A 24,814-nucleotide genomic window follows, 5' to 3' on the forward strand; every position below is an offset into this window, starting at 1 on the left:
AGACTCAACTGACCCAGAACACGATCCGCCATCCCGAATCTCCCTGCTTCGACCATCATCACAGAATCACCAATCGGCTTCTATGCAAAGGTCTCCTTGTGGGAGAAGGTGGCCTCGCGAAGCGAGGTCGGATGAGGGGTGTTCCAGCTTGGCTCCCTCCGCACTCCGTCCAACACCCCTCATCCGTCTTGGCGCTGCGCGCGCCAATCCACCTTCTCCCACAAGGGGAGAAGGGAAGGGGCAGCGCTGACCTTTCCGATTGAATTGATTGAGCAAATCAGCGGCCACCGGCCTGACCAAGCGTCTGGCGCTCCACAAGCCTCTCGGCTTCCGCAATCACCTCCGGCGGCGTGACGCTGCGGCCGGGCGCGGCCAGCAGCGTCGATGAGAATGGCCCGCGCGGGCCGGTCAGGCCAGGCTCGGTAGCGAGGAATATCGCCACCGTCGGCAGGCCGAAAGCGCTGGCGAGATGGGTGAGGCCGGTGTCGGCGCCGATGACCAGCGCCGAGCCGCCGATGTCGGCGGCGATCTCGGCTAGCGGCGACCTGGGAACCACCACGGTTTGCGAAATGGCGCGGGCGATCGCCTCGGCAACCGCCTGTTCCCGGTCGTTCGACCAGGTGGTGACTGGCGTCATTCCCATGTTCACCAGCAGGCGGGCGGTTTCGATCCAGTCCGCGACCGGCCATTTCTTGTCCTCGCGGCTGGTGCCGTGCAGCAGGAAGGCGGTCTTTTCGCCGACAAAAATCGATCTTCCGGCTGGCGGCGTGATACCCGATTCAAGCCTGGAAAAATCCGGCTCGTAGCCGAGCGCCAGCCCGAACAGGCGTCTCGTGCGCTCGATGGCATGCAGGCCGCGCGGCACGGCGTAGCGATGGCCATAAAACAGGCTCGCCGAAGGCTCGCGGGCGCTCGAACGGTCGAAACCGGCGATCGGCGCTGCCGCCAGCCGCGCCACCAGCGCCGATTTCAGCAAGCCTTGCGCATCGAGAACGAGGTCGTAGCGGCAATCGCGCAAGGCGCGGCGCAAGCCGATCACTTCCCGCCATGTGCCGGGCTCGAGCAGCTTCCTGCGCCAGCGCCGGATCGCCACGCTGTGGATGGTTTGGATGGCTGGATGCAGCGCCACGATGCCGGCAAAGGCCTCTTCCACGCACCAGTCGAACGACAGGCCGGGCCGAGCGCGGCGCGCGTCCTCGATCGCCGGGAAGGTGTGGATGACGTCGCCCATGGACGATGTCTTGACGATCAGCACTTTCATGCGGCGGTCGGCATTTCCAGCAGCCGCTCCGCCGCCGCCACGACGCGTTCGACCTCCAGCGTCTTCAGGCAGTTGAGATGACCGAGCGGGCAGACTTTTTTGTGGCAGGGCGAACAGGACAGGCCGAGCCAGACCAGTTCGCGGCGCTCGGCGAGCGGCGGCGTGTTCTGCGGCGAGGTCGAGCCGTAGACGGCGACGACCGGCGTGCCGACGGCGGCGGCGACATGCATCAGCCCGCTGTCGTTGGAGACGGCGAGCCTCGCCGCGGCGATCAGGTCGATGGCATCCTCGAGCCGCGTCTGGCCGGCAAGATCGACGGCGCCCGGAGCCAGCGCGGCGATTTCCGCCGTCACCCCAGCGTCGTTCTTCGATCCGAACAGTGCCACGCCAAACCCTTTCGCCATCATCTCGCGGGCGAGCCCGGCATAGTGTTCGCTCGGCCAGCGCTTGGCCGGACCGAATTCGGCGCCGGGCATGAGTGCCACGAATTTCCCCGCCGTCAGCCCGAAACGGCCGAACAATGCTACCTGGTTGGCTTGATCGACGGCAAGCTTCGGCGCCTGGAAGGCGCCACCACGGGCAAGGCTGAAATAGCCCTGCGCGGTGCGCCGTTTCAGGCGATCGGGCAAGGGCACGATGTCGGTCAGCAGCCCATAGCGCATTTCCTTGAGATGGCCGACGCGGCGCGGAATGCCGGCAAAGAACGGGATCAGCGCCGATTTCCAGCTTCCCGGCAGGACAAAGGCCATGTCGTAGCGGCCGCGCAGCAGGCGGCCGAAGCGCCTTCGGATGCGGAATTCGAACGTGCCGGATTGCAGCGGCAGGTCGATCTGCTGGCGGATTTCGGGCATGCGCTTGACCAGCGGTGCTGCCCACGCCGGCGCCAGCACGTCGATGGCGGCGTTCGGATGAAGCTCCCTTAGCGCCTGGAACAGGCACTGCGCCATCACCATGTCGCCCACCCAGCGTGGGCCGATCACGAGGATCGTTGGGCTTTCAGCCATTCGACATAGTCTCTGACGCCGGTTTCCACTGTGCGGAACTGGCCATTGTAACCGGCTGCGCGCAAGCGGGACATATCAGCTTGCGTAAAGCTCTGGTAGCTGCCCTTGAGGTGGTCGGGAAACTCGATGAACTCGATCTGGCCTTGGCCGAGCGTATCGATCACCGTTTCGGCAATGGCGCGGAACGGCTGAGCCTTGCCTGTGCCGCAGTTGAAGATGCCGCTTGAGCCGCGTTTCCACAGCCACAGATTGACGTCGGCGACATCGCCGACATGGATGAAATCGCGGCTCTGTTCGCCGGGCCCGAAACCACCATAGGCGCCGAACAGCTTCGGGTTCTGGCCTTGCTCGACCTGATTGAACAGATGGAAGGCGACCGAGGCCATGGCGCCCTTATGCGCCTCGCGCGGTCCGTAGACGTTGAAATAACGCAGGCCCGCCACCGGCGAGTGGTCGGTATCGAAGACAGTGCGGCGGACATAGTCGTCGAACAGCTTTTTCGAATAGGCATAGACGTTGAGCGGGCGTTCGTATTGCGGCTCCTCGCGGAACTCGGCGCCGCCGCCATAGACGGAAGCGGAGGAGGCATAGAGAAACGGCAAGCGCAGGGCCAGGCAGGCGTGCAGCAGGCGCTTCGAATAGGTGTAGTTGACCTCCATCATGAACTTGCCGTTCCATTCGGTGGTGGTCGAGCAGGCACCCTGGTGGAAAACCACCTCGATGCGGCCGAGGCCACCGGCCTCCATCCGCGCCAGAAAATCGTCCTTGTCGAGATAATCGGCGATCTCGAGATCGGCGAGGTTGGCGATCTTGTGGCCGTCGGTGAGGTCGTCGACGACGAGGATGTCGCTGAAACCCTCGGCGTTGAGCGCGGCGACGATGTTGGAACCGATCATGCCGGCGCCGCCCGTGACGATGATCATGAAAGCCTCTGGTACCTTGTGCCGATTGTAGCCCTTGTGGGATTCTGGCCTTATAGGGGAGGCGGGCCGGGCTGTCGACAAAGCAGGTGGCGGGGCGGCCGGATGAGCGCCATAGTGGCGCCGCAAAGGTCTCGTTTCAGTCGGCCTGCCGGCCGATCGGCGACAGGAGCAAGGTAATGCCGTCAACCGAACTGCTTGTCGCCTTTTTCGCCACCACGGCGATCTTCGCCTATATCCCCGGCCCGGCCATGCTCTATGCCGCCGCGCAAACCATGGCGCGTGGCCGCTGGTCCGGGCTGATGGCGGCGCTCGGCATCCATCTCGGCGGCTACGTTCATGTCTTCGCCGCCGCCGTCGGCCTGTCGGTGCTTTTCCATGCCGTGCCGGTGCTTTACATGGCGGTCAAGCTGGTCGGTGCGCTGTATCTGGTCTGGCTCGGTGTTTCTTTGTTTCGCGCCAAGGCGCAAGGCGACGTTGTCTTGCCGGGAATTCAGCCGAAATCCGCCCGCCGCGCCTTTTTCGAGAGCGTTGCCGTCGAGGTGCTCAACCCGAAAACGGCGATTTTCTTCATGGCGTTCCTGCCGCAATTCATCGATGCCTCGGCAGCGTTTCCGGTCTGGCTGCAGTTCGTCGTGCTTGGAACGATCGTCAATTTGATGTTCTCGTCGGCCGACATTGTTTGCGTGGTGCTGGCCGGCGCGGTGATCGCCAGGCTGCGGCGCTCGAGCCGGGCGCAGCGCCTGATGCGGCGCGCTGGCGGTGCGGTGCTTGTCGGACTGGGCGTGCATGTCGCGTTGCAGAAAAGCTGACGCACTGTCTCGCCGCCGCGATCGGTCGAAGGCCTGCCGTTGCGTCGGCTGAAATTGCGGTATATCGGCATCGCCATGAACGGCCGGCCCTGCCAATCGAATTTCCCATCACTGAAAATCGGCCCTCCCGCGCGTTGACATGATCAAGCTGCCCTCTCCCGAACCTCTTCACCGCGCCATCTCGCGCTTCGGCGGCGCCACCGTGCTGGTGGTCGGCGATTTCATCCTCGACCGTTTCGTCAACGGCGTGATCGAGCGCATTTCGCCGGAAGCGCCGATCCCCGTGCTGCACGGGCGCGGCGAAACGCTGGCGATGGGCGGCGCCGGCAATGTCGTCGCCAACATCGTTTCGCTCGGTGCTGCCGTGATACCGGTCTCGGTGATCGGCGCTGACGAGGCCGGCAAGAACCTCATGCGCATGCTCGGCGAATTTGGCGTCGACACCGGCGGGCTGGCGCAGGATGCCGATCGCATGACGTCGTCCAAAAGCCGCTTCAGCGCGCTCAACCAGCAGGTGCTGCGTTTCGACGAAGAGGAAATCAAGCCGCTGGGCGATGCCGAGCGCGCGACGTTGGTCGGGCATTTTCGCGAAGCGCTGGCACGCGCCGACATCGTCATTCTGTCCGACTATGGCAAGGGCGTGCTGCTCGACGGTGTCGCCGGCGAACTGATCTCGATCTGCCGGCAAGCGGGCAAGCCGGTGCTGGTCGATCCGAAGGGCCGCGACTATGCGCGTTATGCCGGCGCGACGGCAATCACGCCCAACCGCAAGGAACTCGGCGAGGCGGTCGGCCGCGCAGTGTTTGCCGACGACGAAATCGAGGCGGCGGCACGCCAGCTGATTTCGGCGCACGGTTTCGATTTCGTCGTCGCGACGCGCAGCGAAAAGGGCATGAGCGTCGTCGGTGCGGACGACGCCCGCCATATCGCCACGCAGGCGCGCGAAGTGTTCGACGTTTCGGGCGCCGGCGACACGGTGATCGCGACGTTTGCACTGGGACTTGCAGCAGGCGCCGACCGCGTCATGGCAGGATCAATCGCCAACGCCGCCGGCGGTGTTGTCGTCGGCAAGCGCGGCACGGCGCGGCTGACGATCGAGGAACTCACGGGTGCGCTGTTTCGCTCGCATGGTCCGGTCGCCCACTTGGATGCGATCCTCGATGCCGCCGCCGCCGCGCGGCTGGTGGCGGGCTGGAAAGACGAGGGCTTGAGCGTCGGCTTCACCAATGGCTGTTTCGATATCCTGCATGCCGGCCATGTCAGCCTGTTGCATGCGGCCCGCAGCCAGTGCGACCGGCTGGTGCTCGGCCTCAACAGCGATGCCTCGGTGCGCCGGCTGAAAGGGCCGGGGCGCCCGGTCAACGACCAGCATGACCGGGCCTGCGTGCTGGCAGCACTTGCCTCGGTCGACGCCGTCGTCATCTTCGAGGAGGATACGCCGCTTTCGCTGATCGAGGCGCTGAGCCCCGACATACTGGTCAAGGGCGCCGACTATACGGTCGATCAGGTGGTTGGCGCCGATGTCGTGCAGAAGGCCGGCGGGCGCGTCGTGCTAATCGACCTCGTCGCCGGCAAGAGCACGACCGGCACTATCGGCAGATTGCGCGCCGGGAACTGAGGGTTTCATGTCCGAACTGAACGATTACCTGGCCCGCTCGGCGGCCGCGATTTCGGCGATGGTCGAGCGCGACCTGACCAGCGAGATGGAGCGGGCGGTCGGCGCCGTCGTCGCCGCGCTTTCGCAGGGGAAGGCGCTGCTGATAGCCGGCAATGGCGGCTCGGCCAGCGATGCCATCCATATCGCCGGCGAGCTGGTCGGCCGCTTCCTCAGGGAGCGCAAGGCCTACAACGTCATCGCGCTGCCGGCCAACGCGGCGGTGCTGACCGCCTGGGGCAATGATTACGGCTTCGACACGGTGTTTGCGCGCCAGGTCGAGGCGCATGGTTCGGCGGGCGCCGTGCTGCTCGCCATCTCGACCAGCGGCAATTCGCCAAGCATCCTCGCCGCCGCCCAACAGGCGCGCATGATGGGCATGACGGTGGTCAGCCTGACCGGCGACACCGGCGGCAAGCTGAAGCCGCTCTCCGACATCCTGCTCAACGTACCCTCGACCTCGACGCCGATCATCCAGCAGGGGCATTTGTGCCTCTACCACCATTTGTGCGAAATGGTCGAAACGCGCCTCTGCGAGGTGGGGTGATCCTCGAACTCTCAGGACCTGGGTTCCTCGCCCTCCGCGAAGCGGGGGAGAGGTGGCCGCGAAGCGGCCGGAGAGGGGGCGTCGTAGAGCGCGGTTCCCCTCTCCGTCTCGGCTTGGCCGAGCCACCTCTCCCCACTTTCGTGGGGCGAGGAACCCAAGCTGGCATGAAGCCGCATTCTAACGCTGAAGGCAATTTTGTTCTTGCTTTGTGCCGGCAGCTATGCTACTAATTTGAGTATGGTGATGATTTCCACCGACGATCCCGCCCGCCGAGGCGGGTTTTTTGTTTCCGGGTTTTTGTTTCGCAGCCGCTTTGCCCGCTCTCTTAAGCCGAAAACGCCACCAGCCCTTCGTCTTTGACCCGGCGGATGGTCAGCGCGGTTCGCACCGTATCGACATTGGGGGCCGAGGCCAGTTCCTCGATGACGAAGGTCTGGAAGGTGCCGAGATCGCTCGCCACGCAATGCAGCAGGAAATCGGACTCGCCCGACACCATCCAGGCGTCGCGCACGATCGGCCAGCCGCGGGTGCGCTCGGCGAAGGTCTTGAGTTCGGCGTCGGCCTGGTGATGCAGGCCGATCAGACAGAAGGCGACGACGTCGAGGCCGAGCGCCGGAGCGTTGAGCAAAGCGCGGTAGCCGCGGATGATGCCGGCCTCTTCCAGCCGCCTGACGCGGCGCAGGCACGGCGGCGCCGAAATGCCGACGCGGCTCGACAGTTCGACATTGGTCATGCGTCCGTCCTGCTGAAGCTCGCGCAGGATCTTCCAGTCGATGGCATCGAGATCGGCCTTGATCGGCATGGTGGCTTCCGTGGTGACGCGAAAGAATCTTTCGCGACTTTGTAATTAAACGACTTTGCTGTCTATTCCATCCGCTGGATCGAGGATTTTCGCATCATCTTGCTGCGGGTTGCTTGTCGCCGTCGCCGGCGCCGAAGCTTTCCGGGGACGAACGGCAACTTGCCTTGCTGGCGTCGCAGGCAACACTTACATTACGCGCAACAATCGACGAGAGTTCATGCCACAATCCATGGCTGCTCCCCGCAGAGGCTTTTCATGATCACCAAGCACGCGCCTGTTCTCATCATCGGCTCCGGCCCCGCCGGCTATACGGCGGCGATCTATGCCGCCCGCGCCATGCTCAAGCCGATGCTGGTCGCCGGCCTGCAGCAGGGCGGGCAACTGATGATCACCACCGACGTCGAAAACTATCCGGGCTTCGCCGAACCGATCCAGGGTCCATGGCTGATGAGCGAAATGCTCAGGCAGGCCGAGCATGTCGGCACCGATATCGTCAACGACATCATCACCGAAGTCGACCTCAACGTGCGGCCGTTCCGCGCCAAGGGCGATTCCGGCACGATCTATACCGCCGACGCGCTGATCATCGCCACCGGCGCGCAGGCCAAATGGCTGGGCATCCCGAGCGAACGGACCTTCATGGGATTTGGCGTTTCGGCCTGCGCCACCTGCGACGGCTTCTTCTATCGCGGCAAGGATGTCGCGGTGATCGGCGGCGGCAATTCGGCGGTGGAGGAAGCGCTCTATCTCTCCAACCTGGCCAAGAGCGTCACCGTCATCCACAGGCGCAGCGATTTCCGCGCCGAGCGCATCCTGCGCGAGCGGCTGCTGCGGAAAGATAATGTCCGCGTCATCTGGGACACGGTGGTCGACGAGATCACCGGCAGACCCGGCAAGGCGCCGCTGCCGCCTTCGGTCGAAGGGCTGAAGCTGCGCAACGTGGTGACCGGGCAGGAGATGCATCTGGTGGTCGACGGCGTGTTCGTGGCGATCGGCCACGCGCCGGCGGTCGAGCTGTTTGCCGGCAAGCTGAAGCAAAAGCCGAACGGCTATCTGTGGACGGCGCCGGATTCGACCCGCACCGACATGCCGGGCGTGTTCGCCGCCGGCGACGTGACCGACGATATCTACCGCCAGGCGGTGACGGCGGCCGGGCTCGGCTGCATGGCCGCGCTCGAGGCGGAAAAATATCTGGCGCGGATCGAGGTTCACCGCGAAGCGGCGGAGTGATTGTTGAACAAGCGGCTGAGAAAAGCCGCGCAAAAGCCTGATTTTTCATTCAGACGCCAAAACAGGCGGACGCCAGAAAACAGGGACGAGGGGAAATCATGGCGTTGGATTGGGACAAGCTACGCGTGTTTCACGCCGCGGCGGAAGCGGGGTCGTTCACCCATGCCGCGGAAACACTGCATTTGTCGCAATCGGCGATCTCGCGGCAGGTCAGCGCGCTCGAGCATGATGTCGGCGTGCCGCTGTTCAATCGCCACGCCCGCGGCCTGGTGCTGACCGAGCAGGGCGAGATGCTGTTCCGCACGGCACACGACGTGCTGATGAAGCTCGAAACCATCAAATCGCGACTGACCGAAACCAAGGACCGGCCCTCCGGCGTGCTCAGGGTGACGACCACGGTCGGCCTCGGCGCCGGCTGGCTGACCGAGCGCGTGCAGGAATTCATCGAGCTCTATCCCGAGGTCAGCCTGCAGCTCATCCTGGCCAATGAGGAGCTAGATCTCACCATGCGCCAGGCCGACTGCGCCATCAGGCTGCGCCAGCCGCAGCAGCCGGATCTCATCCAGCGCCGCCTGTTCACCGTGCATTTCCATCTCTACGCGGCGCCCTCCTATGTGAATAAATACGGCAAGCCGAATTCGATCGCCGAGCTGAAGGCCCATCGCATCGTCACCTTCGGCGTGCCGGTGCCGGCGCATCTGTCGGAACTGAACTGGCTGGAAACGGTCGGCGATTTCGAAGGCGGGCAAAGGGTGCCAACGCTGCAGATCAACGACATCCTGTCGATCAAGCGAGCGGTGCAGGGCGGCGCCGGCATCGCCATGCTGCCCGATTACGTGGTCAGCAAGGATTCCGGGCTGGTGCAGTTGCTGCCCGAGACCGAAGTGCCGTCCTTCGATACCTATTTCGCCTATCCCGACGCGATGAAGAACCAGGCGAAGCTGCATGTCTTCCGCGATTTCATCATCGCCAAGGCGCGCAGCTGGTCGTTCTGATTTAATGCATGTCGCGCAAAAGTGTGCAGCGGTTTTGCGATAACGACATGCATCAAACAAGAACCTAAAGCGCGTCGCATGAGATCGGTCGAACGCAACGCGCTTTAGGAACGCGTATCCGCCAGCGTGCTGGCGCCGTAGCGCAAACCGTCGACCAGCAGGGCAACCATGCGCCGCGCCTGGGCAGGGCCGCCGCCATGTGCCGGCATGGCAAGGCTGGCGGCCGCCCCCAACAGGTCGCCCGGCTCGATATCGGCGCGCACCTCGCCGGCCGCGGCCGCCGCCTCCAGCAATGTTTGAAGCGCGGGCCGGAGTCGTTGGTTGAAATAGGCAGGCAAAGTGTCGAAGGCCGGATTGCCTGAGTACAAGGCTGCCGCGAGGCCGCGTTTTGCCGTGATGAAATCCACATAGCGCTGCATCCACAGGGCCAGCGCTTCACCGGGCTCATGCTTTCCGGCCAGGATCGGCGCGGCGTCCGCACAGGCGTCAACCTCGTTGCGGAAGACGGCCACGATCAGGTCCGAGCGCTGTGGAAAATGGCGGTAGACGGTGCCGACGCCGACGCCAGCCTTTTCCGCGATCTCTCGCACCGGAGCCTCCACGCCGGAGGTCGCGAACACCGCCATGGCCGCCCGGAGCAACGCGTCGATGTTGCGCCGTGCGTCGGCGCGCACGTGCCGATCCGCGCGGTCGCGGGGTTCCAGACCATCGCCTTGATCCGTTTTGCCGTTCGGCGTTTTTTCGCCCATCAAATTACCTCTTGCAAACGGAACATTGTTCCGGATATATGTGGAACGTGGTTCCGCTTGACTTGTATCTAGCACGGCAAGGCGGTGTTGGCCACACATCGGTGCACAAAAGGAGATTACCATGCAGGACAAACCCGTCGCCCTGGTCACCGGGGCCAACAAGGGCATCGGTCTTCAGATCGCCAAGGACCTCGCGGCGAACGGCCTTACCGTGCTCTTAGGATCGCGCAGGCTCGAGCATGCGGAGGCAGCCGCAAAGAGCATTGGAGGGGATGCCCACGCCCTGCAGCTCGACGTCACCGACCAGGCCTCGATCGCCGCCGCGGCAGAGCGCATCCGCATCGAAATCGGCCGCCTCGATGTGCTGGTGAACAATGCGGGCATCTCCCACGCGGGAAAGCCCGGCACGTCGTTCGAGGAGATCATCAACTCGGGCCGCCCGAGCGTTGCCTCCCTCGACGACGTACGCGCGGTGTTCGAGACGAACGTGTTTGGCATCGTCGCCGTCACGCAAGCGATGCTGCGGCTCCTTCGTGAGGCGCCGGCGGCGCGTATCGTCAACGTATCGAGCGGCGCCGGCTCGCTGACATTGAACGCGGATCCGGCCTTTCCGTACCGCACTTCGTTTGGCGCCGTTTACAACCCGTCGAAGACGGCCGTCAACGCGATGACGCTCGCCTTCGCCATCGAGCTCGAGGAGACCGGCATCAAGGTCAACGCTGCGTGCCCGGGCTACACCGCGACGGAGCTGAACAACTTCGAAGGTCCGCGCACCGTCGAACAGGCCGCGCGGGAGCCCGTGCGCCTCGCACTTCTCGACGCTAGCGGTCCGACGGGCACGTTCTCGAACGAGGACGGCCCGCTGCCGTGGTGACGTAGCGTTGGAGCCTGCTTCAGCCGCGCCAAGGTGTCAGGCGGGGCAGCCAGCCTGGTACGGCACGGCGGTAGGCCTCGTATTCGTCGCCGTAGCGGCGGGCAAGCGTCGGTTCCTCATATAGTCTCACGAAGGAGATCATGGCGGCCGCGGCGATGACTAGATAGGCGGCGACCGTCCAGCTCGAAAACAGCAGTGCCTGGCCGAGGACGATCGACAGCACGGCGACGTACATCGGATTGCGGACATGGCGGTAGATGCCGCCGACGACCAGCCTTTCGGTCGGCGCGACCGGGGCGGGGGTACCCAGGCCCTCCAGGGCAAACCGGGCAAAGGCGTGCAGCAGTATGGCTGTGCCGGCGACAACCAGCAGCCAGCCCACAGGAACGAAACCGGGCAGTCTCGACCAGGGCAGGCGATAGCGATCGGTCAGCAGCCAAGGCAACAGTCCGGCGACCACGCCGGGCGCTACAGCAAGGAAGATGACGCTGCCGGCGATCGCCGAAGTGGCTCGCATATAGCTCTCCTTACGGGCGCGGCCTTGAACGGTCTCCTGCAACGCGCTTCAGGTCTTGTCCGGCATGTAACCCAAACCGCTGCACCCTCAGGTCAAGCTCGATGGCGGGCTTTTGGGCGGCATGCACCAGCAAGGTCTGGCTGCCGAAAAAACAAACGCGTGCTGCACGATTCCACGTCATCCTGCGTTTTTCGACTTTCCGAGCAGGAATCGCTGCTGATTCGCGGCCGCGGATCGATTTTTGCCTTGCCGCAGGCTGTATTTCAGCGATTCAACTGGTCCTATTGCGCTTCGGGACGGATTAGACCACAGCCGGCGCCTTTTTGCATGTGAGTGTTGCAAAATAGATGCTTGTTTCTTGGGCATGAAGAGCACATAAATAGCTCATCTCCTGAGCGCGTTCTCCTCCCATTAGCGCTCTCGAGTGTTCCCCTCTGGAGGTTAGCCTTAACAGGCACTTCCAATCAAACTCAGCCGGGTCTTCATTGATCCGGCTTTTTTGTTGCCCGAAACCAACACATCGCCAGAAAATCGGCCGGAACGGTCGCGTAACAGTGACATGTAACCTCGGGTAACATGCCGCGGGCGCGCCAAATCGATTAAGCAGAGCACAGGACGCGGTGTGGCTCGTCCGGGGGATGGGGGCATCACTCGGACGACCCGGGCTCAGGCAGCTACCGCGTCCGAACCTTCCTCCGCCGCCAGGCACCGGCGGCAAGCATGCGGCGGACCTGCCGTTTCGCCTCCCACGAAGACGGTCCGCAAGAAACGGCGCCCGCAACATCCGGGCGCCGTTTCCTGTTGGGCCGCAAAGGCAGCTCAGGCGGCCTTGCCGTTGGCGTTCAGCGCTTCGTCGGCCAACCGGCCGGTGAGTTCGGCCATGTGGTCGAAGACGGCCCGGTAGCTGGCGACACCCGCCGTGGCCGAGCGCAGCTCGATGATGAGGTCGCCGATCTCGGCTTGCGGCATGGTCGCCTCGACGACGTCCCATCCGGGCCAGTCGGGCCGCGCGTCGTAGCCGAGGATCTGGCCGCGCCGCTGCGGGATCAGCGCAATGATCTTCGACGTCGCGTCGGACGGCGTGACGATCTCGACCTTCATCACCGGCTCGAGCAGCACCGGCGAGCACGCGGCCATGCCTTCCTTCATCGCCAGCTTCGCTGCCATCTGGAAGGCCATGTCGGAGGAATCGACCGCATGGTAGGAGCCGTCGGAAAGGTTGACGGCAACATCGACGACCGGGAAGCCGAGCGGCCCGGACTTCAGGTAGTCACGCACGCCGGTCTCGACCGACTGGATGTAGGTCTTTGGCACGACGCCGCCGGTGATCGTATCGGTGAACTGGAAGCCTGACCCGCGCGGCAGCGGTTTGATCTCAATCACGACGTCGCCGAACTGGCCGTGGCCGCCTGATTGTTTCTTGTGGCGGCCGCGCTGCTGCGTCGCTTTGCGGATCGTCTCGCGGTAGGGCACGGCCGGCACATGGCCTTCGACCGGGATCTGGTTCTTGCCTTCCAGCCGCTCGCGCACGACGCGCAGATGCATCTCGCCATGGCCGGACAGCACGGTTTCGGCCGAATCCTGGTTGTGATGCAGGTTGAGTGAGGGATCTTCCTCGGCCAGGCGCTGGATGGCCGCCGACATCTTGACCTCGTCCTTGCGCTCTTTCGGCCGCAGCGCGAAGGCGAAGACCGGTTGCGGCGGCGCCAGCGTGACCAGCGGCTGGATGCCGCCCTTGGTCGAGCTCAGCGTCTGGCCGGTCCTGACGGCGTCCAGCTTGCCGAGCGCCACCGTGTCGCCGGCCTTGGCCGAAGTCAGCTTGACCTGGTCCTTGCCGAGCATCTTGTAGATGCCGGAGACCTTTGCCGTTTCGCCATTGGAAAGGAACAGCTCGGCGGCGTCGGCGACCTGGCCGGACAGGATGCGCGACACCGACAGCTTGCCGCCATGCGCGGTGTGGATGGTCTTCATCACCTGGACCACGGTGGCATTGCCGTCGGGAGCGCCGAGGCGCTGGCGCGTCGCCTCGATGTCGGGTGCGTCGTGACGGATCGCCTTCAACAGGCGCAGCACGCCATTGCCCTTCTCGGCGGTGCCGATCAGCACCGGCGTCACCATGCCGTCGCGCAGGTCGGCGGCAAGATCGTCGAAGATCGCATCCTTCGGCGGTTCGATCTCGTCCAGCAATTGCTCCATCAGGCGGTCGTCATGGTCGGCGAGCGTCTCCAGCATGGAAAAGCGCGCCTCGAGCTCGCGCGCCTTGTCGTCGCTCGGGATCTGGGCGACCTCGCTCTCGGCATATTCGCGGTAGATGTAGGCACGCTCCAGAGCGAGGTCGATCGAGCCGATGACGACGCCGTCCTTGCGCAGCGGGATCTGGCGCAGCAGCAATGGCACCGAGCTTGCCGGCTGCAGCATCTTCAGCGTGTCGCGCACACCTGCTATCGCCTTGTCGACCTTGTTCAGGAACAGCATGCGCGGCACGCCGAGATCGTCGAGCTTGCGCATGATCAGCTGCAGGGCAGGGATCTTCTTCTCGTCGGCCTCGGCAACGACCACGGCGACGTCGCAGGCGGCCAGCACCGGCTCGGCTTCGAAGGAGAATTCGATGGAGCCGGGACAATCGACGAAGGTGAACGGCTCGCCCATGAAATCGGTGGTGGCGAAGGTCGCCTCGACGCTCATGCCGTGAGCGCGCGCCTCGGGCGAATGATCGGAAACGGTATTTCCGGACGAAACGGGATTCTGGCGGGGAATGGCGCCTGTACGGGCGAGTATGGCTTCGAGAAGTGTCGTCTTACCGCTTGCGAAGGGACCGACTATGGCAATGCATTTCGGTCCCGTGCGTCGTCCTCCGGCGCGAGTACCCATGGCTGACCTCCACTCAGGCGTTTCCCTGTGAGCGGCGGCCGGCCTGTCGGCCGTCGCGGGCGAGGCTTTTTTCAATTTGCCACCTACCCAAAGGGCATCGTCCCACGGGCAGGCCGGGAGGGCAAGGGATTTGAGGTTGAAGGGATTTGAAGTTGGGGCCGGTTCAGCCGGTGCCGGTTAGGCGCGACGCCAGCGGGGGTGCGTCCACGCGCTGCACCGCCACCGTCTCGGCAAAGCGCGCGAGCAGCGGATTGAACAGGTCCGCCCGCTCCCAGAAAGGCGCATGCCCGGCGCCGGAGATGATGTGGCAATGCTCCCACAGCGAGCCGTAGGCGAGCGTCTCAAAATAGCCGAGCCGGACGAACGGATCGTTCTCGCCATTGACGATAGCGACCGGAAACGCGGCCTGCTCGACCACCTGTCTCTGGTCGGCGCCCTTGCCGGTGAGCATGCCGCGCGTCACCGCGGCGCGCAGCCGGCCGTCGGTGCGCAGGATGGCTTGGCGAAAGGACGGATCGGCGGTGTCGCCGAAACACAGCGTCTCGAAGCGCTCGGCATCGCGTTCGGAATACGTCTTTTTGGACGCCAGCAGCATGTCCCAATGCGCGTGGAAGCCGCGCAGCATGCCGAAAGGACCCTTCGATACCGGCGGCGCGCCGGTCAGCATCAGCCCGCCGACCGCCCGGTGGAAGCTCGCGAGCTCGATCGCCACGTGCCCGCCGAGCGACCAGCCGAAGACGACGGCGCGGCTAACCTCCAAGGCGTCGAGGAGCTGAGCCGCCGATTGGGCAAGGCCGGCGATGGTGTAGTCCGTCGCCGGATCGCGGGCGTCCGACGATTCGCCGTGGCCGGGCAGGTCGAAAGCAATCAACCGATGGGCAGCGGCCAACGGGCTGTCGAACTGGCGGGCGAATACGGCGCGCGAACTGCCCGAGCCGTGGATCAGGACAAGCGGGATGCCGGGTCCCGACGACTGGCTGAGGCGCAAATCCGCTTGCGGCGTGCGGATCGTGCGGTGGGAAACGGCCATACTGGTTTGGACCTTGGGATTGTCTCCAGGTCAACATCGCATGCCGAGGTCACCATGTTGTTTAGAACGGTGGTTAAGAAATGATTTCTCGGCTTGCGCCGGGTATGATGCCGAATCCACCACAGCTAACCCCCGGAGCCTGATGATGGAATCCACGCTCGACCTTCTCGTCTCGATCAGCAGCATCGCGACGCTCGGCCAATATGCCTGGTCGATGCGCGCGCATTTCCAGTCGCCGACCATGTCTCCAGGCGCGATGATCATTTCGGCCGTCGTGGTCGGCACGGCGCTGTTCTTTCTTGCGCTGCTGTGGATCGAGCGGCAGCCGGTGGCGGCGAAGATCGGCGGGCTCGCCATCGAACTGGCAAGCTCGGCGCTGTTCTGGTGGGCGATCTCGGTCTCCCGCAAGGCGCGGCTGCGGTTCGCATTCGATCCTGACAATCCCGACAGCCTGGTGACCGAAGGCCCTTATCTCCATGTCCGGCATCCGTTCTACACGTCCTACATCATCTTCTGGATCGGATGGGGTATCGCGACCTGGTCGGTCTGGGCGGTGGTTCCGGTCGCCGGCATCGTTACGATCTACGTGATCGCAGCCTTGGACGAAGAGCGAAAATTTTCGCGGACAAGGTTGGCCGATGCCTACGACGCTTACCGCACGCGGACCGGTCTGTTCTGGCCGCGTTTTGCCCGCAGCCGGCAGGAGATGCAGCCGGCATCGGACGAAAGTGGTAGGGTCTAAGACACTGGATTGAATCGAGGACTTGCGACGATGAAGATTATTGCCTGCGGCAGCGTGCCGACGATTGTTGCGCCGGAAAAATACTTCACTGGCCGGGTTTTGCAGACGCCGATCATCGAGAAAGAGGCGCCGGCGCGGCTCAGAGCCACGCTGGTCAGCTTCGAGCCCGGCGCTCGCACCCACTGGCACACGCATCCGCTCGGCCAGACGCTCTATGTCACATCCGGTGCCGGTCTCGTGCAAAGCTGGGGCGGGCCGCTGCAGGAGATCAGGGCCGGCGACGTCATCTCCTTTGCGGCCGGCGAAAAGCACTGGCACGGCGCCGCGCCCAAATCGGCGATGACCCACATCGCCATGCAGGAGGCGCTCGAGGGTGTGCATGTCGATTGGCTGGAGAAGGTGAACGACGAGCAGTATGGCGGCTGAAACGTCTCAGACCAGCGCGGCGGTAAAGCGCTGGATGCGCGTGCAGGCCTCTTCGAGCAGAGCCTCCGACGTGGCGTAGGAGATGCGGAAGTTCGGGCCGAGGCCAAAGGCCGAGCCGAAAACAACCGCCACGCCCTCGGCCTCGAGCAGTTCCGAGCAGAAGGTTTCGTCGCTGTCGATCACCTTGCCGCTCTTGGTCTTCCTGCCGATCAGCTGGGCACAGGAGGGATAGACGTAGAACGCACCCTCCGGCGACGGACAGGTGATGCCGCGCGCCTGGTTGAGCATCGAGACGACGAGATCGCGCCGGCCCTGGAAGATCGCCTTGTTCTTCGGGATGAAATCCTGCGGGCCGTTCAGCGCTTCGACCGCCGCCCATTGGGCGATGGTGCAGGCGCCGGAGGTCTGCTGGCCCTGGATCATGTCCATCGCCTTGATCAGCGGCACCGGGCCTGCCGCGTAGCCGATGCGCCAGCCGGTCATGGCATAGGCCTTCGACACGCCGTTCATCGTCAACGTGCGCTCATAGAGCTTAGGCTCGACCTCGGCGATGGTCTTGAAGACGAAGTCGCCATAAGTCAGGTGCTCGTACATGTCGTCGGTCAGCACCCAGACATGCGGGTGCTTCAACAGCACGTCGGCCAGGCTCTTGAGTTCCGCTTCGGTGTAGGCTGCGCCCGAGGGGTTCGACGGCGAGTTCATCAACAGCCATTTGGTGCGCGGCGTGATCGCCTTTTCCAGCACGGCCGCCGTCAGCTTGAAGCCGTTGTCGATCGAGGTGTCGGCAAAGGCCGAGGTGCCGCCGCAGATCGCCACCATTTCGGGATAACTCACCCAGTAGGGCCGCGGGATGATCACTTCGTCGCCGGGGTTCAGCGTCGCCATGAAGGCGTTGAACAGGATCTGCTTGCCGCCGGTGCCGACGATGGTCTGCTCCGGCCGGTAGTCGAGATTGTTCTCGCGCTTGAATTTTTTTGCGATCGCATCGCGCAGCGGCACAATGCCGGATACCGGCGGATATTTCGTCTCACCGCGGCGGATCGCCTCGATCGCGGCGTGCTTGATGTTGTCGGGGGTGTCGAAGTCCGGCTCGCCGGCGCCCAGCCCGATCACGTCGCGGCCAGCGTTTTTCAGCTCGCGAGCCTTCTGCGTCACCGCGATGGTCGCGGAAGGCTTTACGCGGGAAAGGACGTCGGCAAGAAAGGCCATGAGAAATATCTCCAGAAAGGACCGGCGCGGCGAAGGCGCCGCGGCGCCTCTCATGTCGCATCGTCTTGCCAAGCGCAAGCCCAGCGCAGGCATTGTCGAATGAGCCAGCGCGCAATGCTGGCAACAATAAATTCATCAACGATCGGTAAAAGCTTGAACGGCAGGACCGTGGCCGGTCCGCCAGTCTCGCACAGCGAGGAACCGTGACACGCAGCATCGGGCTTGCCCATATCATCCGCCATGATGACGGCACCGCCAGCGGTGTCTGGGGGGTCTATACGCTGCAAAGCGCGTTCCAGCCGATCTTCGCCTTCAACAAGGGCAAGCTTTCCGTCGTCGCGTTCGAGGGGCTGATCCGGCCGTTCCGCGAAGGCGAGCCGCAGCCGCCAATGAGTTTCTTCAACAGCTGCCCGGCGGTCGACCGCCTGCATATCGAGGCGCTGACACGGACGCTGCACCTTCTGAACGCCGGCGCCTGCCTGCCGCGAGACGCCTCCATCTTCATCAATTTCGATCCATCGGTGTTCACCGACCGCAGCATCGCCGACAAGGCGCTGCGCGACATGCGGCTGGTGCTGCACGAGGCCGACATCGATCCGCGCCGCGTCGTCTGCGAGGTCACCGAGCAGAAATCGGCGTCGCAGGAAACGCTCTACAATTTCGTCGAGGCGCTCAGGGGCAATGGTTTACGCATTGCCGTCGACGATTACGGCGCGGACGAATCCGACATCAATCGCATCAAGGAACTCAGGCCAGACATCGTCAAGTTCGACGCCGACTGGATCATGACGCTGATGGAGTCCGGTGCCGGCTTCGCCTTGCTGACCGCTATGGTGACAAGCTTCGAAGAGCAAGGCATCCGTACGGTATTCGAGGGCATCGAGACGGGCTGGCAGCTCGAGCTCGCCGAAAAGTCGGGCGCCTCGATGGTGCAAGGCTTCGTGCTGGCACGCCCGGAGCTTGCACCGACCAGCTTTCACGTCTTCGACAAGGCCGGGCAAGCATCAGCGGTGTCGCCCGATAAGGACAAAGTTCCCGCGGCCGTTTCGCCATCGCGGCGGCCGATGCGGGCCTTTGGCCGCAGGGTGGCATCGTGACCGGGCGGGCCGACATGCGGCGCAAGGTCGGCGAAGCGATCTTTGCCGACGAGGTCGGCATCGAATATGGCGTCTACGGCGCATTCCGGCTGAGGAGCGCCTACCAGCCGGTCTTCGCGCCGCGCGGCAGGTTTCTCGCCGCCGTCGCGGTCGAGGGACTGATCGAGCCGCATCGTGCAGGCAGGCCGGTGGCACCGCAAATCTTCTTCAAAGGCGTGCCGGCAGCGGATCGGCTGTTTGTCGAAACCATGTGCCGGGTGCTGCATTTGCGCAACTTCCGCAACATCGGCGTCGACGGGCTCGACCTCTTCTTCAACTACAATCCGCTGATCAACGATGACCCCGCACGGGCGCTGGCCGAAATCAGGCTGATGACCAGGCATCTGACGGATTTCGGCCTGCATCCCGGCATGCTGGTCTGCGAGATCACCGAGCAGGCGGCCGGCGACAAGGTGCTTGTCAGCCTGGCGCGCGAGATGCGGCGCGACGGCGTCCGCATAGCCATCGACGATTTCGGCACCGGGCATTCGACCGAAGAAAGGGTAGCCCTGGTGCAGCCCGACATCGTCAAGATCGACGGCACCTGGTTCGCAGAATTCTGCCGCCATGCCGCCGCCGAGCGGTTTTTCCGGCCGCTGGTTTCGACGCTGCACGACCGTGGCGCCAAGGTGCTGGTCGAAGGCGTCGAGAACGCCACGCATCTGCGCGTCGCGCTGGATGGCGGCGTCGACCTGCTGCAGGGCTTTTACCTTGCCCGGCCGGCGCTGGCCGGTACGCTGTTCGACGAGGAGCCTCTGTCGATCGACAGGCTGCTTGGCAGGGACAACAACGTCATCCCCCTATTCGGCTAGGATATGTCGAGATTCAAGTGATGCCGGCCTGCGAACGGCGGTTTCCTGCGCTTCCGGTGCTCACGTACCCAAAGTACGCTCCGCTCCGGTTCTCGGAACCCACCCTTCTCGGCTCGGCCTGACTTGAATCTCGATATATCCTGAAATGCATCAGCGGCGCTGATGGTTACGCCAAAACAAATCACTGGATGAAGCCGCCGCTGCCGCGATAGAGGCTGGATCAAGCCCTGAGACGGGTGGTTGCGAGCAAGGGGGAGCACCGATGATACTCTATGGAATGATCGACAGCGGCAATTGCTACAAGCCGCGCCTGTTGATGGCCAAGCTCGGCATCGCTTTCACCAATGTCGAGGTCAGCTCGCATACCGGCGACACGCGCAAACCCGACTATGTCGCGAAAAATCCGAACGCCATGGTGCCGCTGCTCGAACTCGACGACGGCCGCCGGCTGGCCGAATCCAATGCCATCCTGCTCTATCTCGCCGAAGGCACGCGGTTTCTGCCGGCGGACAAATACGAACGCGCGCTGGCCTATCAGTGGCTGTTCTTCGAGCAATACAGCCACGAGCCTTATATCGCCGTGCGCAGGGCGCTGCTGACCTTCCCTGAAAGAGCCAAGGATGCGACGCCGGAGCGGCTGGCGGTGACGCTGGAGCGCGGCAACAAGGCGCTCGGCGTCATGAACAAGCACCTGGCCGGGAGCAGCTTCTTCGCCGGCGATGTGCTGAGCGTCGCGGACATTGCGCTCTATGCCTATACGCACACGGCCGAGACGGGTGGCTTCCAACTCGACGCCTATCCGGCGGTGGCCGCCTGGCTGCGACGGGTCGAGGCCGACCCGGGGCATGTGCCGCTGGAGTGGGTGGGGTAGTTCTGTCCTCACGCTGTCGCCGCTTCGCGGCTGCTCCGGACGGGGCGCGCCTACAGGCGCGACGCCCGGTCGGGCTTGCGGCCTTCGGCCGGTGGCGTGAATGCTCGCACGCCTTTGCTCTGATTAACGAGGGCAGTTTTGCGTAGGCCTCCCAAAACGAGGGAGTGGCAAAATGATTCACAGAGGCCGGGTCCGGCCGGCGCGATGATCAGCCAATGCCTGCTCGGCAAGCTTGTCCAGCCTGCCGCCCTCGGCGTCGGCTTCGAACTGACGGTCCCACATGTCGGCCTGCAGCGCCTCGAACCATGCGGCAAACGCCTTGAGCTCTTCGGGGCTTAGTTCGGCGATGGATTTCTCAATCTGTTCAAGCTCGCTCACGGGTCGATGGTACCAGGACCGGGACAAAAACACCACAAAGTGGTCCCATAGGACCAAGGCGCCGGTTCATCGGAATCCAGACAGCAAAAAGGCGGGACAAAATCCCGCCTTCCCATGCTTGGTAGCCTGATCGGGAGCGTTTTGGCCGGGCCGGCAGCAATCTGCTGCTTCGGCTTGTCGGGGTCTTCCGCTCCGGCGCGCTTCTCGCGCGACCGCCAGTACATCCGTGACTTGCCGCGCGCCCCGGTATATCGCCCGGCGCGCGCCATTCGCAAAATCAGGCTGCCTTGCTCAGAGATCCAGCGGACGACTTGCCAGTGCGGCGGTCCTGCTCGATCTCGAAGTTGATCTTCTGGCCTTCAACCAGGGTCGACAGTCCAGCACGCTCGACTGCGGAGATGTGAACGAAAACGTCCGCGCCGCCGCTGTCAGGCTGAATGAAGCCGAAACCCTTGGTGGAATTAAACCACTTGACCGTACCTGTTGCCATTTCGATAGTCCTTTACGTTTGCTTTAGTTTGACTGGACCGAAACCCAGCCGGTTTGTATCGAGATTTTGGAGATAGAACGTCAGCAAACGCGAAGATCGCGAGGCCCGGATCGATCGGCCGAAATATCAATGGACGGCATATAATATGCTTTCGCGCAAAAAACAAGACGGGGCGGAAATGGCGCCGCGGCAACGCCGCCCAACGGCCGCCCCAATCGCGTGAGAGCGTCGTTGTTGCGCGCCTGACGCGGGAGGATCGCGCCGGCTTCGGGCGCGACCGGGTTTTGGGGAGAGGGGCCATTAAAATCGTTCTGCTTACCGCTTGCCTGACGCTGGTGGCCGCCGAGGCGCAGGCGGTCTCGCGCTACGACCCGACCCGTATGAGCTGCGGTAAGGTGCAGGCGACGATAGCGCGCGAGGGTGCGGTCATCCTGCGCTATCGATCGGCGCGCGTGCCGGGGCTGGCGCTCTACGACCGCTACGTGCGGAGCCAGCAATTCTGCGACATCGGCGAGGTCAGGGCGCGGGCCTCGGTGCCGAGCACCGACACGAATTCCTGCACCGTCTACAAATGCAAGCGGGTGGAGATCGACCGGCGTTTTCGCCGGCGCCTGCTTCCGGATTAGAGTGGGACGAAATGGTGCGCCGGGTGCCGGCCTCGCCTGAATATCAGCACCCCTAAAACCCGAACGACACCTGCGCCGGCGGCGGCGGGCCGACGCGTACGCCTTCCATTGCCAGCATCTTTTCCTTGGTGGCCGAGCCGCCAGGGGCGGAAAAGCCGCCGATCTTGCCGCCGGCGGCAAGGATGCGGTGACAGGGGATGACCAGCGGCACCGGGTTGGCGCCGAGTGCGGCGCCCGTCTCACGCGCCAGCCCGGCATGGCCGGCCCGTTTGGCCAGTTCGCCATAGGTGGTGGTTTCGCCGAAGGCGAGTTTTCGCGCCGCGTCATAGATCGCCAGGCGGAACTCGTCGACGCCGCTGAGATCGACCGGCACGTTGGAGAAATCGATATCCTCGCCGGCGGCATAGGCCTTGATCGACGCGATCAGCTCGGCAACCCATTGCGGCTCGGGCTTCGCAGCCTGCTCGGCGGCGGCATGCCGCAGCAACCGGCGTTCGACCGCGTCGCGATTGCGCTGCGGCAGGCAGAGCCGGGTCAGTCCGGCATCGCTCCAGGCGATGCCCATGAAGCCGAGCACGGTTTCGAAGACCGCGTGGCCGGCGGTGGCATGAGAGGCGTCCATGGCGTGCTCCTTTCCGGAATCCTTCGAAGTACAAATCCAGAACAATATCGCATTTCGCGGCCCGGCTCGCCACCCGAAAACCACCGGCTACCGCGGATTGCCCGGGGAAAGATGCTGGTGTAAGGACTTCTTAACACCCGACGAACCGGACCCGAGCGCCGCTTGCCAGCAAAATTCCTCTTTCCCGTCCTTGCGGCGGTGTTGGCCGTGGCCGCTCTCAGCGGTTGCACCTCGACTTCGCCGGTGACCCCGACGCCGGCCTTCACCGAAAATACGGCCAATACCGATGCCGGCTTTACGTTGGCGCTGCCTGACACGGTTTCGGTGCTGCCGGAGCCGTCCGGCGTCGCCCAGACAGCGGCGCTGCCGATCGAGCCGGCCGCCGCCTTTGCCGGGCCGACGCCGCTGGCGGCAACTACCCCCGCCGTCATGACCGCCAATGCCCTGCCTGTTACCGCGACGCCAGCCGTCGCCATGCCGGTCACCGAACAGACCGCCGCCATGCCCGGCGTTCAGCCGGTCTCCTATACGGTGCCGCAGAACCCGGCCGCACTGGCCGCGATCGACCCCACAGAGGGGCAGTCGAACGCCGGCGGCCGCAGCGAGATCGAGCGGCTGATCGAGAAATATTCCGCGCTTTACCAGGTGCCGGTCGATCTGGTGCGCAGCGTCGTCAACCGCGAGAGCACCTTCAACCCGAAAGCCTATAATCACGGCCATTGGGGGCTGATGCAGATCAAGCACGCGACGGCGCGCGGCATGGGCTATGACGGGCCGGCAAGCGGCCTGTTCGACGCCGAGACCAATCTGAAATATGCGGTGAAATATCTGCGCGGCGCCTGGCTGGTCTCAGGCGGCAACCCCAAGCGCGCCGACCGGCTCTACCAGAGCGGCTATTATTACGACGCCAAGCGCAAGGGGATGCTGGGCGAAACCGGCCTCGGCAGCGATAGCCTGCGCCGCCGCATGCAGCCCGATGCCTGAGCCGCGCCCGCCGGCGCCAAACGACATCCGCCTGCGCAAGATCCTCGACGACACGCTTCTGGCGCCGCGCTGGCCCGAAGGTTTTTTCATGCGCGGCTTCGAAGCCGCCGATGCGCTCGCTTTGCACGCGCTTTTGACCGCCGTGTTCGACGACGGCGCCGACGGGCCGTTCGACGAATGGTGGCCGCGCATTTCGGCCGACGCGGAATTCGACCCAGCTTTGTGTTTCCTGGTCATCGACGGCAAGGGCCGGCTGACGGGCGCGGCGCTCTGCTGGACACGGGCGTTCGTCAAGGACCTTGCCGTCCACCCCGAGGCACGCGGCAAGGGCATCGCCGAGGCGCTGATGCGGCACGCTTTCGCCGTGTTTCACGCAAGGGGCGCGGCGCATGTCGATCTCAAGACCAATACGGTCGAGAACGCGGCTGCGGTCAGGCTCTATCAGCGGCTGGGGATGATCGAGGTGGATTGGGCGGGGTGAGGCGCGGTCGGCAAGCCGACGAACGCCCGGAGCCATGGTGGAGGGCAGGGACCGAGCGCAGGATCCGGAAGGGAAATGTCCACCAGGCGGCAGGTCGCGTCTTGCCGGTCCGGGCGTCAAGCTGCGATGTTGCAATTCGCGCGGGAGCTTTGACGAAACCGGAGAAACATGATGCGGCTTTTGCTTTCCACCCTCGCCACCTTGATCCTCGCCGTTCCGCTCTTCGCGGGCGTGGCGCGGGCCGACGATTGCGCCAATGCGCAGGACCAGGCGACCTTGAACGAATGCGCCGGCAAATCGTTCGATGAGGCCGACAAGAACCTCAATGATGCCTACAAGCAGATAGAGGGGCGGCTGAAGGGCGATGCGGAGACCAAGAAGCTGCTGGTCGATGCGCAGCGCCACTGGGTCGCTTTCCGCGACGCCGAATGCGCTTTCCAGGGCGGCCCGCGCGAGGGCGCCGGCAGCATGTATCCGATGGTCGTCTACGATTGCCAACGGGCGCTCACCAATGATCGGGTGAAGGATTTCGAGAACTATCTCAATTGCCCGGAAGGCGAGGTCAGCTGCCCGGTGCCGGCGCAGTAGCGTCTGCCGATTGGCAATCGCATATGGGGGTCCCCCTCATCCGGCCGCTTCGCGGCCACCTTCTCCCCGCCGGGGAGAAGAGGCTGGCATCAACGCCGACGACCTCCTCTCCCCTCGGGGAGAGGTCGGATTGCCCCCAATTGGCCTTCGCAATTAGGTTGGCAATACGGGTGAGGGGGGCGT

At 64.2% G+C, this 24,814-nt stretch carries 27 protein-coding genes; 15 read left to right on the plus strand and 12 right to left on the minus strand.

Annotated elements, in window-relative coordinates:
* Positions 1 to 277: 277 nt before the first annotated feature.
* The 3 genes from waaC to rfaD are packed head-to-tail and all read right to left on the minus strand — an operon-like array spanning position 278 to position 3,188.
* Positions 278 to 1,261 (minus strand): lipopolysaccharide heptosyltransferase I, encoded by a 984-nt coding sequence (gene waaC, locus NKJ91_RS29905; protein WP_352458400.1) that lies wholly within the window; start codon positions 1,259 to 1,261, stop codon positions 278 to 280.
* Positions 1,258 to 2,265 (minus strand): lipopolysaccharide heptosyltransferase II, encoded by a 1,008-nt coding sequence (gene waaF, locus NKJ91_RS29910; RefSeq protein ID WP_352458401.1) that lies wholly within the window; start codon positions 2,263 to 2,265, stop codon positions 1,258 to 1,260. The genes waaC and waaF overlap by 4 nt, the downstream gene beginning before the upstream one ends.
* Positions 2,238 to 3,188 (minus strand): ADP-glyceromanno-heptose 6-epimerase, encoded by a 951-nt coding sequence (gene rfaD / locus NKJ91_RS29915; RefSeq protein WP_352458402.1) that lies wholly within the window; start codon positions 3,186 to 3,188, stop codon positions 2,238 to 2,240. Before rfaD ends, waaF begins: the two co-directional genes overlap by 28 nt.
* Before the next feature lie 176 nt (positions 3,189 to 3,364).
* On the opposite strand from rfaD, the gene NKJ91_RS29920 reads away from it, so the two are divergent.
* From NKJ91_RS29920 to NKJ91_RS29930, 3 genes are all read left to right on the plus strand, one after another.
* Positions 3,365 to 3,997, plus strand: a complete 633-nt coding sequence (locus tag NKJ91_RS29920) for a LysE family translocator (protein WP_352458403.1) — start codon at positions 3,365 to 3,367, stop codon at positions 3,995 to 3,997.
* A gap of 139 nt (positions 3,998 to 4,136) precedes the next feature.
* Entirely contained in the window at positions 4,137 to 5,615 is a 1,479-nt protein-coding gene (gene rfaE1 / locus NKJ91_RS29925) for a D-glycero-beta-D-manno-heptose-7-phosphate kinase (RefSeq protein ID WP_352458404.1), read from the plus strand.
* A 7-nt stretch (positions 5,616 to 5,622) separates the two neighbouring features.
* Positions 5,623 to 6,198, plus strand: a complete 576-nt coding sequence (locus NKJ91_RS29930) for a D-sedoheptulose-7-phosphate isomerase (RefSeq protein ID WP_352458405.1) — start codon at positions 5,623 to 5,625, stop codon at positions 6,196 to 6,198.
* Positions 6,199 to 6,523: 325 nt separating this feature from the next.
* Here NKJ91_RS29930 and NKJ91_RS29935 read toward each other — a convergent pair whose 3' ends face one another.
* Entirely contained in the window at positions 6,524 to 7,000 is a 477-nt protein-coding gene (locus NKJ91_RS29935; RefSeq protein ID WP_023678347.1) for an Lrp/AsnC family transcriptional regulator, read from the minus strand.
* A gap of 255 nt (positions 7,001 to 7,255) precedes the next feature.
* Between NKJ91_RS29935 and trxB the strand changes: the two genes are divergently transcribed.
* Positions 7,256 to 8,230, plus strand: a complete 975-nt coding sequence (trxB, locus tag NKJ91_RS29940) for a thioredoxin-disulfide reductase (protein WP_352458406.1) — start codon at positions 7,256 to 7,258, stop codon at positions 8,228 to 8,230.
* A 98-nt stretch (positions 8,231 to 8,328) separates the two neighbouring features.
* Positions 8,329 to 9,225 (plus strand): LysR family transcriptional regulator, encoded by an 897-nt coding sequence (locus NKJ91_RS29945; protein WP_023719100.1) that lies wholly within the window; start codon positions 8,329 to 8,331, stop codon positions 9,223 to 9,225.
* Positions 9,226 to 9,329: 104 nt separating this feature from the next.
* On the opposite strand, the gene NKJ91_RS29950 is transcribed toward NKJ91_RS29945, so the two are convergent.
* Positions 9,330 to 9,974 (minus strand): TetR/AcrR family transcriptional regulator, encoded by a 645-nt coding sequence (locus NKJ91_RS29950; RefSeq protein WP_352458407.1) that lies wholly within the window; start codon positions 9,972 to 9,974, stop codon positions 9,330 to 9,332.
* Positions 9,975 to 10,095: 121 nt separating this feature from the next.
* On the opposite strand from NKJ91_RS29950, the gene NKJ91_RS29955 reads away from it, so the two are divergent.
* The gene (locus tag NKJ91_RS29955; protein ID WP_352458408.1) at positions 10,096 to 10,848 is read left to right on the plus strand and encodes an SDR family oxidoreductase; all 753 of its coding nucleotides are present in this window, start codon (positions 10,096 to 10,098) and stop codon (positions 10,846 to 10,848) included.
* Positions 10,849 to 10,867: 19 nt separating this feature from the next.
* Here NKJ91_RS29955 and NKJ91_RS29960 read toward each other — a convergent pair whose 3' ends face one another.
* From NKJ91_RS29960 to NKJ91_RS29970, 3 genes are all read right to left on the minus strand, one after another.
* The gene (locus NKJ91_RS29960) at positions 10,868 to 11,365 is read right to left on the minus strand and encodes a methyltransferase family protein (RefSeq protein ID WP_023678342.1); all 498 of its coding nucleotides are present in this window, start codon (positions 11,363 to 11,365) and stop codon (positions 10,868 to 10,870) included.
* Between the two features lie 819 nt (positions 11,366 to 12,184).
* Entirely contained in the window at positions 12,185 to 14,236 is a 2,052-nt protein-coding gene (locus NKJ91_RS29965) for an elongation factor G (protein WP_352458409.1), read from the minus strand.
* A gap of 163 nt (positions 14,237 to 14,399) precedes the next feature.
* Positions 14,400 to 15,266 (minus strand): alpha/beta fold hydrolase, encoded by an 867-nt coding sequence (locus tag NKJ91_RS29970; protein WP_352458410.1) that lies wholly within the window; start codon positions 15,264 to 15,266, stop codon positions 14,400 to 14,402.
* A gap of 145 nt (positions 15,267 to 15,411) precedes the next feature.
* Here NKJ91_RS29970 and NKJ91_RS29975 point away from each other — a divergent pair, with 145 nt between their 5' ends.
* Positions 15,412 to 16,008 (plus strand): methyltransferase family protein, encoded by a 597-nt coding sequence (locus NKJ91_RS29975; protein ID WP_352458411.1) that lies wholly within the window; start codon positions 15,412 to 15,414, stop codon positions 16,006 to 16,008.
* Between the two features lie 30 nt (positions 16,009 to 16,038).
* Complete coding sequence (locus tag NKJ91_RS29980) at positions 16,039 to 16,434, plus strand: (R)-mandelonitrile lyase (protein WP_023678338.1); 396 nt, start codon at positions 16,039 to 16,041, stop codon at positions 16,432 to 16,434.
* Between the two features lie 6 nt (positions 16,435 to 16,440).
* Here the strand turns inward: NKJ91_RS29980 and NKJ91_RS29985 are convergent, their stop codons facing one another.
* On the minus strand, positions 16,441 to 17,643 hold the full coding sequence (locus NKJ91_RS29985) for a pyridoxal phosphate-dependent aminotransferase (protein WP_023678337.1): 1,203 nt from the start codon (positions 17,641 to 17,643) through the stop codon (positions 16,441 to 16,443).
* A gap of 203 nt (positions 17,644 to 17,846) precedes the next feature.
* On the opposite strand from NKJ91_RS29985, the gene NKJ91_RS29990 reads away from it, so the two are divergent.
* The 3 genes from NKJ91_RS29990 (at position 17,847) to NKJ91_RS30000 (ending at position 20,462) form a co-directional block, all read left to right on the plus strand.
* A complete protein-coding gene (locus tag NKJ91_RS29990) occupies positions 17,847 to 18,740 on the plus strand; it encodes an EAL domain-containing protein (RefSeq protein ID WP_352458412.1) in 894 nt (297 codons plus the stop codon).
* Complete coding sequence (locus tag NKJ91_RS29995; RefSeq protein WP_352458413.1) at positions 18,737 to 19,591, plus strand: EAL domain-containing protein; 855 nt, start codon at positions 18,737 to 18,739, stop codon at positions 19,589 to 19,591. Before NKJ91_RS29990 ends, NKJ91_RS29995 begins: the two co-directional genes overlap by 4 nt.
* 262 nt (positions 19,592 to 19,853) lie before the next feature.
* On the plus strand, positions 19,854 to 20,462 hold the full coding sequence (locus tag NKJ91_RS30000) for a glutathione S-transferase family protein (protein WP_352458414.1): 609 nt from the start codon (positions 19,854 to 19,856) through the stop codon (positions 20,460 to 20,462).
* 177 nt (positions 20,463 to 20,639) lie between these two features.
* Here the strand turns inward: NKJ91_RS30000 and NKJ91_RS30005 are convergent, their stop codons facing one another.
* Together NKJ91_RS30005 and NKJ91_RS30010 are read right to left on the minus strand one after the other, a co-directional pair.
* Positions 20,640 to 20,840, minus strand: a complete 201-nt coding sequence (locus NKJ91_RS30005; RefSeq protein ID WP_352458415.1) for a hypothetical protein — start codon at positions 20,838 to 20,840, stop codon at positions 20,640 to 20,642.
* A gap of 277 nt (positions 20,841 to 21,117) precedes the next feature.
* On the minus strand, positions 21,118 to 21,330 hold the full coding sequence (locus NKJ91_RS30010) for a cold-shock protein (RefSeq protein ID WP_023678332.1): 213 nt from the start codon (positions 21,328 to 21,330) through the stop codon (positions 21,118 to 21,120).
* 299 nt (positions 21,331 to 21,629) lie between these two features.
* On the opposite strand from NKJ91_RS30010, the gene NKJ91_RS30015 reads away from it, so the two are divergent.
* Positions 21,630 to 21,956, plus strand: a complete 327-nt coding sequence (locus tag NKJ91_RS30015; RefSeq protein WP_352458420.1) for a hypothetical protein — start codon at positions 21,630 to 21,632, stop codon at positions 21,954 to 21,956.
* 52 nt (positions 21,957 to 22,008) lie between these two features.
* On the opposite strand, the gene NKJ91_RS30020 is transcribed toward NKJ91_RS30015, so the two are convergent.
* Complete coding sequence (locus tag NKJ91_RS30020) at positions 22,009 to 22,578, minus strand: methylated-DNA--[protein]-cysteine S-methyltransferase (RefSeq protein ID WP_352458416.1); 570 nt, start codon at positions 22,576 to 22,578, stop codon at positions 22,009 to 22,011.
* A gap of 162 nt (positions 22,579 to 22,740) precedes the next feature.
* On the opposite strand from NKJ91_RS30020, the gene NKJ91_RS30025 reads away from it, so the two are divergent.
* From NKJ91_RS30025 to NKJ91_RS30035, 3 genes are all read left to right on the plus strand, one after another.
* Positions 22,741 to 23,562: a transglycosylase SLT domain-containing protein gene (locus NKJ91_RS30025; RefSeq protein WP_352458417.1), complete on the plus strand. Its 822-nt coding sequence runs from the start codon at positions 22,741 to 22,743 to the stop codon at positions 23,560 to 23,562.
* On the plus strand, positions 23,555 to 24,043 hold the full coding sequence (locus NKJ91_RS30030) for a GNAT family N-acetyltransferase (protein WP_352458418.1): 489 nt from the start codon (positions 23,555 to 23,557) through the stop codon (positions 24,041 to 24,043). Before NKJ91_RS30025 ends, NKJ91_RS30030 begins: the two co-directional genes overlap by 8 nt.
* Before the next feature lie 168 nt (positions 24,044 to 24,211).
* Positions 24,212 to 24,631, plus strand: coding sequence for a lysozyme inhibitor LprI family protein (locus tag NKJ91_RS30035; RefSeq protein ID WP_352458419.1), 420 nt, complete (start codon positions 24,212 to 24,214; stop codon positions 24,629 to 24,631).
* Positions 24,632 to 24,814: the final 183 nt, after the last annotated feature.

Origin of the sequence: Mesorhizobium sp. M0040 (assembly GCF_040323505.1) — a bacterium.
Classification (GTDB): domain Bacteria; phylum Pseudomonadota; class Alphaproteobacteria; order Rhizobiales; family Rhizobiaceae; genus Mesorhizobium.

What these genes read in the sequence shown, in the direction of transcription:
- waaC (WP_352458400.1), bottom strand. Translation starts at nt 1,261, where the DNA reads ATGAAAGTGCTGATCGTCAAGACATCGTCCATGGGCGACGTCATCCAC.
- waaF (WP_352458401.1), bottom strand. Translation starts at nt 2,265, where the DNA reads ATGGCTGAAAGCCCAACGATCCTCGTGATCGGCCCACGCTGGGTGGGC.
- rfaD (WP_352458402.1), bottom strand. Translation starts at nt 3,188, where the DNA reads ATGATCATCGTCACGGGCGGCGCCGGCATGATCGGTTCCAACATCGTC.
- NKJ91_RS29920 (WP_352458403.1), top strand. Translation starts at nt 3,365, where the DNA reads ATGCCGTCAACCGAACTGCTTGTCGCCTTTTTCGCCACCACGGCGATC.
- rfaE1 (WP_352458404.1), top strand. Translation starts at nt 4,137, where the DNA reads ATGATCAAGCTGCCCTCTCCCGAACCTCTTCACCGCGCCATCTCGCGC.
- NKJ91_RS29930 (WP_352458405.1), top strand. Translation starts at nt 5,623, where the DNA reads ATGTCCGAACTGAACGATTACCTGGCCCGCTCGGCGGCCGCGATTTCG.
- NKJ91_RS29935 (WP_023678347.1), bottom strand. Translation starts at nt 7,000, where the DNA reads ATGCCGATCAAGGCCGATCTCGATGCCATCGACTGGAAGATCCTGCGC.
- trxB (WP_352458406.1), top strand. Translation starts at nt 7,256, where the DNA reads ATGATCACCAAGCACGCGCCTGTTCTCATCATCGGCTCCGGCCCCGCC.
- NKJ91_RS29945 (WP_023719100.1), top strand. Translation starts at nt 8,329, where the DNA reads ATGGCGTTGGATTGGGACAAGCTACGCGTGTTTCACGCCGCGGCGGAA.
- NKJ91_RS29950 (WP_352458407.1), bottom strand. Translation starts at nt 9,974, where the DNA reads ATGGGCGAAAAAACGCCGAACGGCAAAACGGATCAAGGCGATGGTCTG.
- NKJ91_RS29955 (WP_352458408.1), top strand. Translation starts at nt 10,096, where the DNA reads ATGCAGGACAAACCCGTCGCCCTGGTCACCGGGGCCAACAAGGGCATC.
- NKJ91_RS29960 (WP_023678342.1), bottom strand. Translation starts at nt 11,365, where the DNA reads ATGCGAGCCACTTCGGCGATCGCCGGCAGCGTCATCTTCCTTGCTGTA.
- NKJ91_RS29965 (WP_352458409.1), bottom strand. Translation starts at nt 14,236, where the DNA reads ATGGGTACTCGCGCCGGAGGACGACGCACGGGACCGAAATGCATTGCC.
- NKJ91_RS29970 (WP_352458410.1), bottom strand. Translation starts at nt 15,266, where the DNA reads ATGGCCGTTTCCCACCGCACGATCCGCACGCCGCAAGCGGATTTGCGC.
- NKJ91_RS29975 (WP_352458411.1), top strand. Translation starts at nt 15,412, where the DNA reads ATGGAATCCACGCTCGACCTTCTCGTCTCGATCAGCAGCATCGCGACG.
- NKJ91_RS29980 (WP_023678338.1), top strand. Translation starts at nt 16,039, where the DNA reads ATGAAGATTATTGCCTGCGGCAGCGTGCCGACGATTGTTGCGCCGGAA.
- NKJ91_RS29985 (WP_023678337.1), bottom strand. Translation starts at nt 17,643, where the DNA reads ATGGCCTTTCTTGCCGACGTCCTTTCCCGCGTAAAGCCTTCCGCGACC.
- NKJ91_RS30000 (WP_352458414.1), top strand. Translation starts at nt 19,854, where the DNA reads ATGATACTCTATGGAATGATCGACAGCGGCAATTGCTACAAGCCGCGC.
- NKJ91_RS30010 (WP_023678332.1), bottom strand. Translation starts at nt 21,330, where the DNA reads ATGGCAACAGGTACGGTCAAGTGGTTTAATTCCACCAAGGGTTTCGGC.
- NKJ91_RS30020 (WP_352458416.1), bottom strand. Translation starts at nt 22,578, where the DNA reads ATGGACGCCTCTCATGCCACCGCCGGCCACGCGGTCTTCGAAACCGTG.
- NKJ91_RS30030 (WP_352458418.1), top strand. Translation starts at nt 23,555, where the DNA reads ATGCCTGAGCCGCGCCCGCCGGCGCCAAACGACATCCGCCTGCGCAAG.
- NKJ91_RS30035 (WP_352458419.1), top strand. Translation starts at nt 24,212, where the DNA reads ATGATGCGGCTTTTGCTTTCCACCCTCGCCACCTTGATCCTCGCCGTT.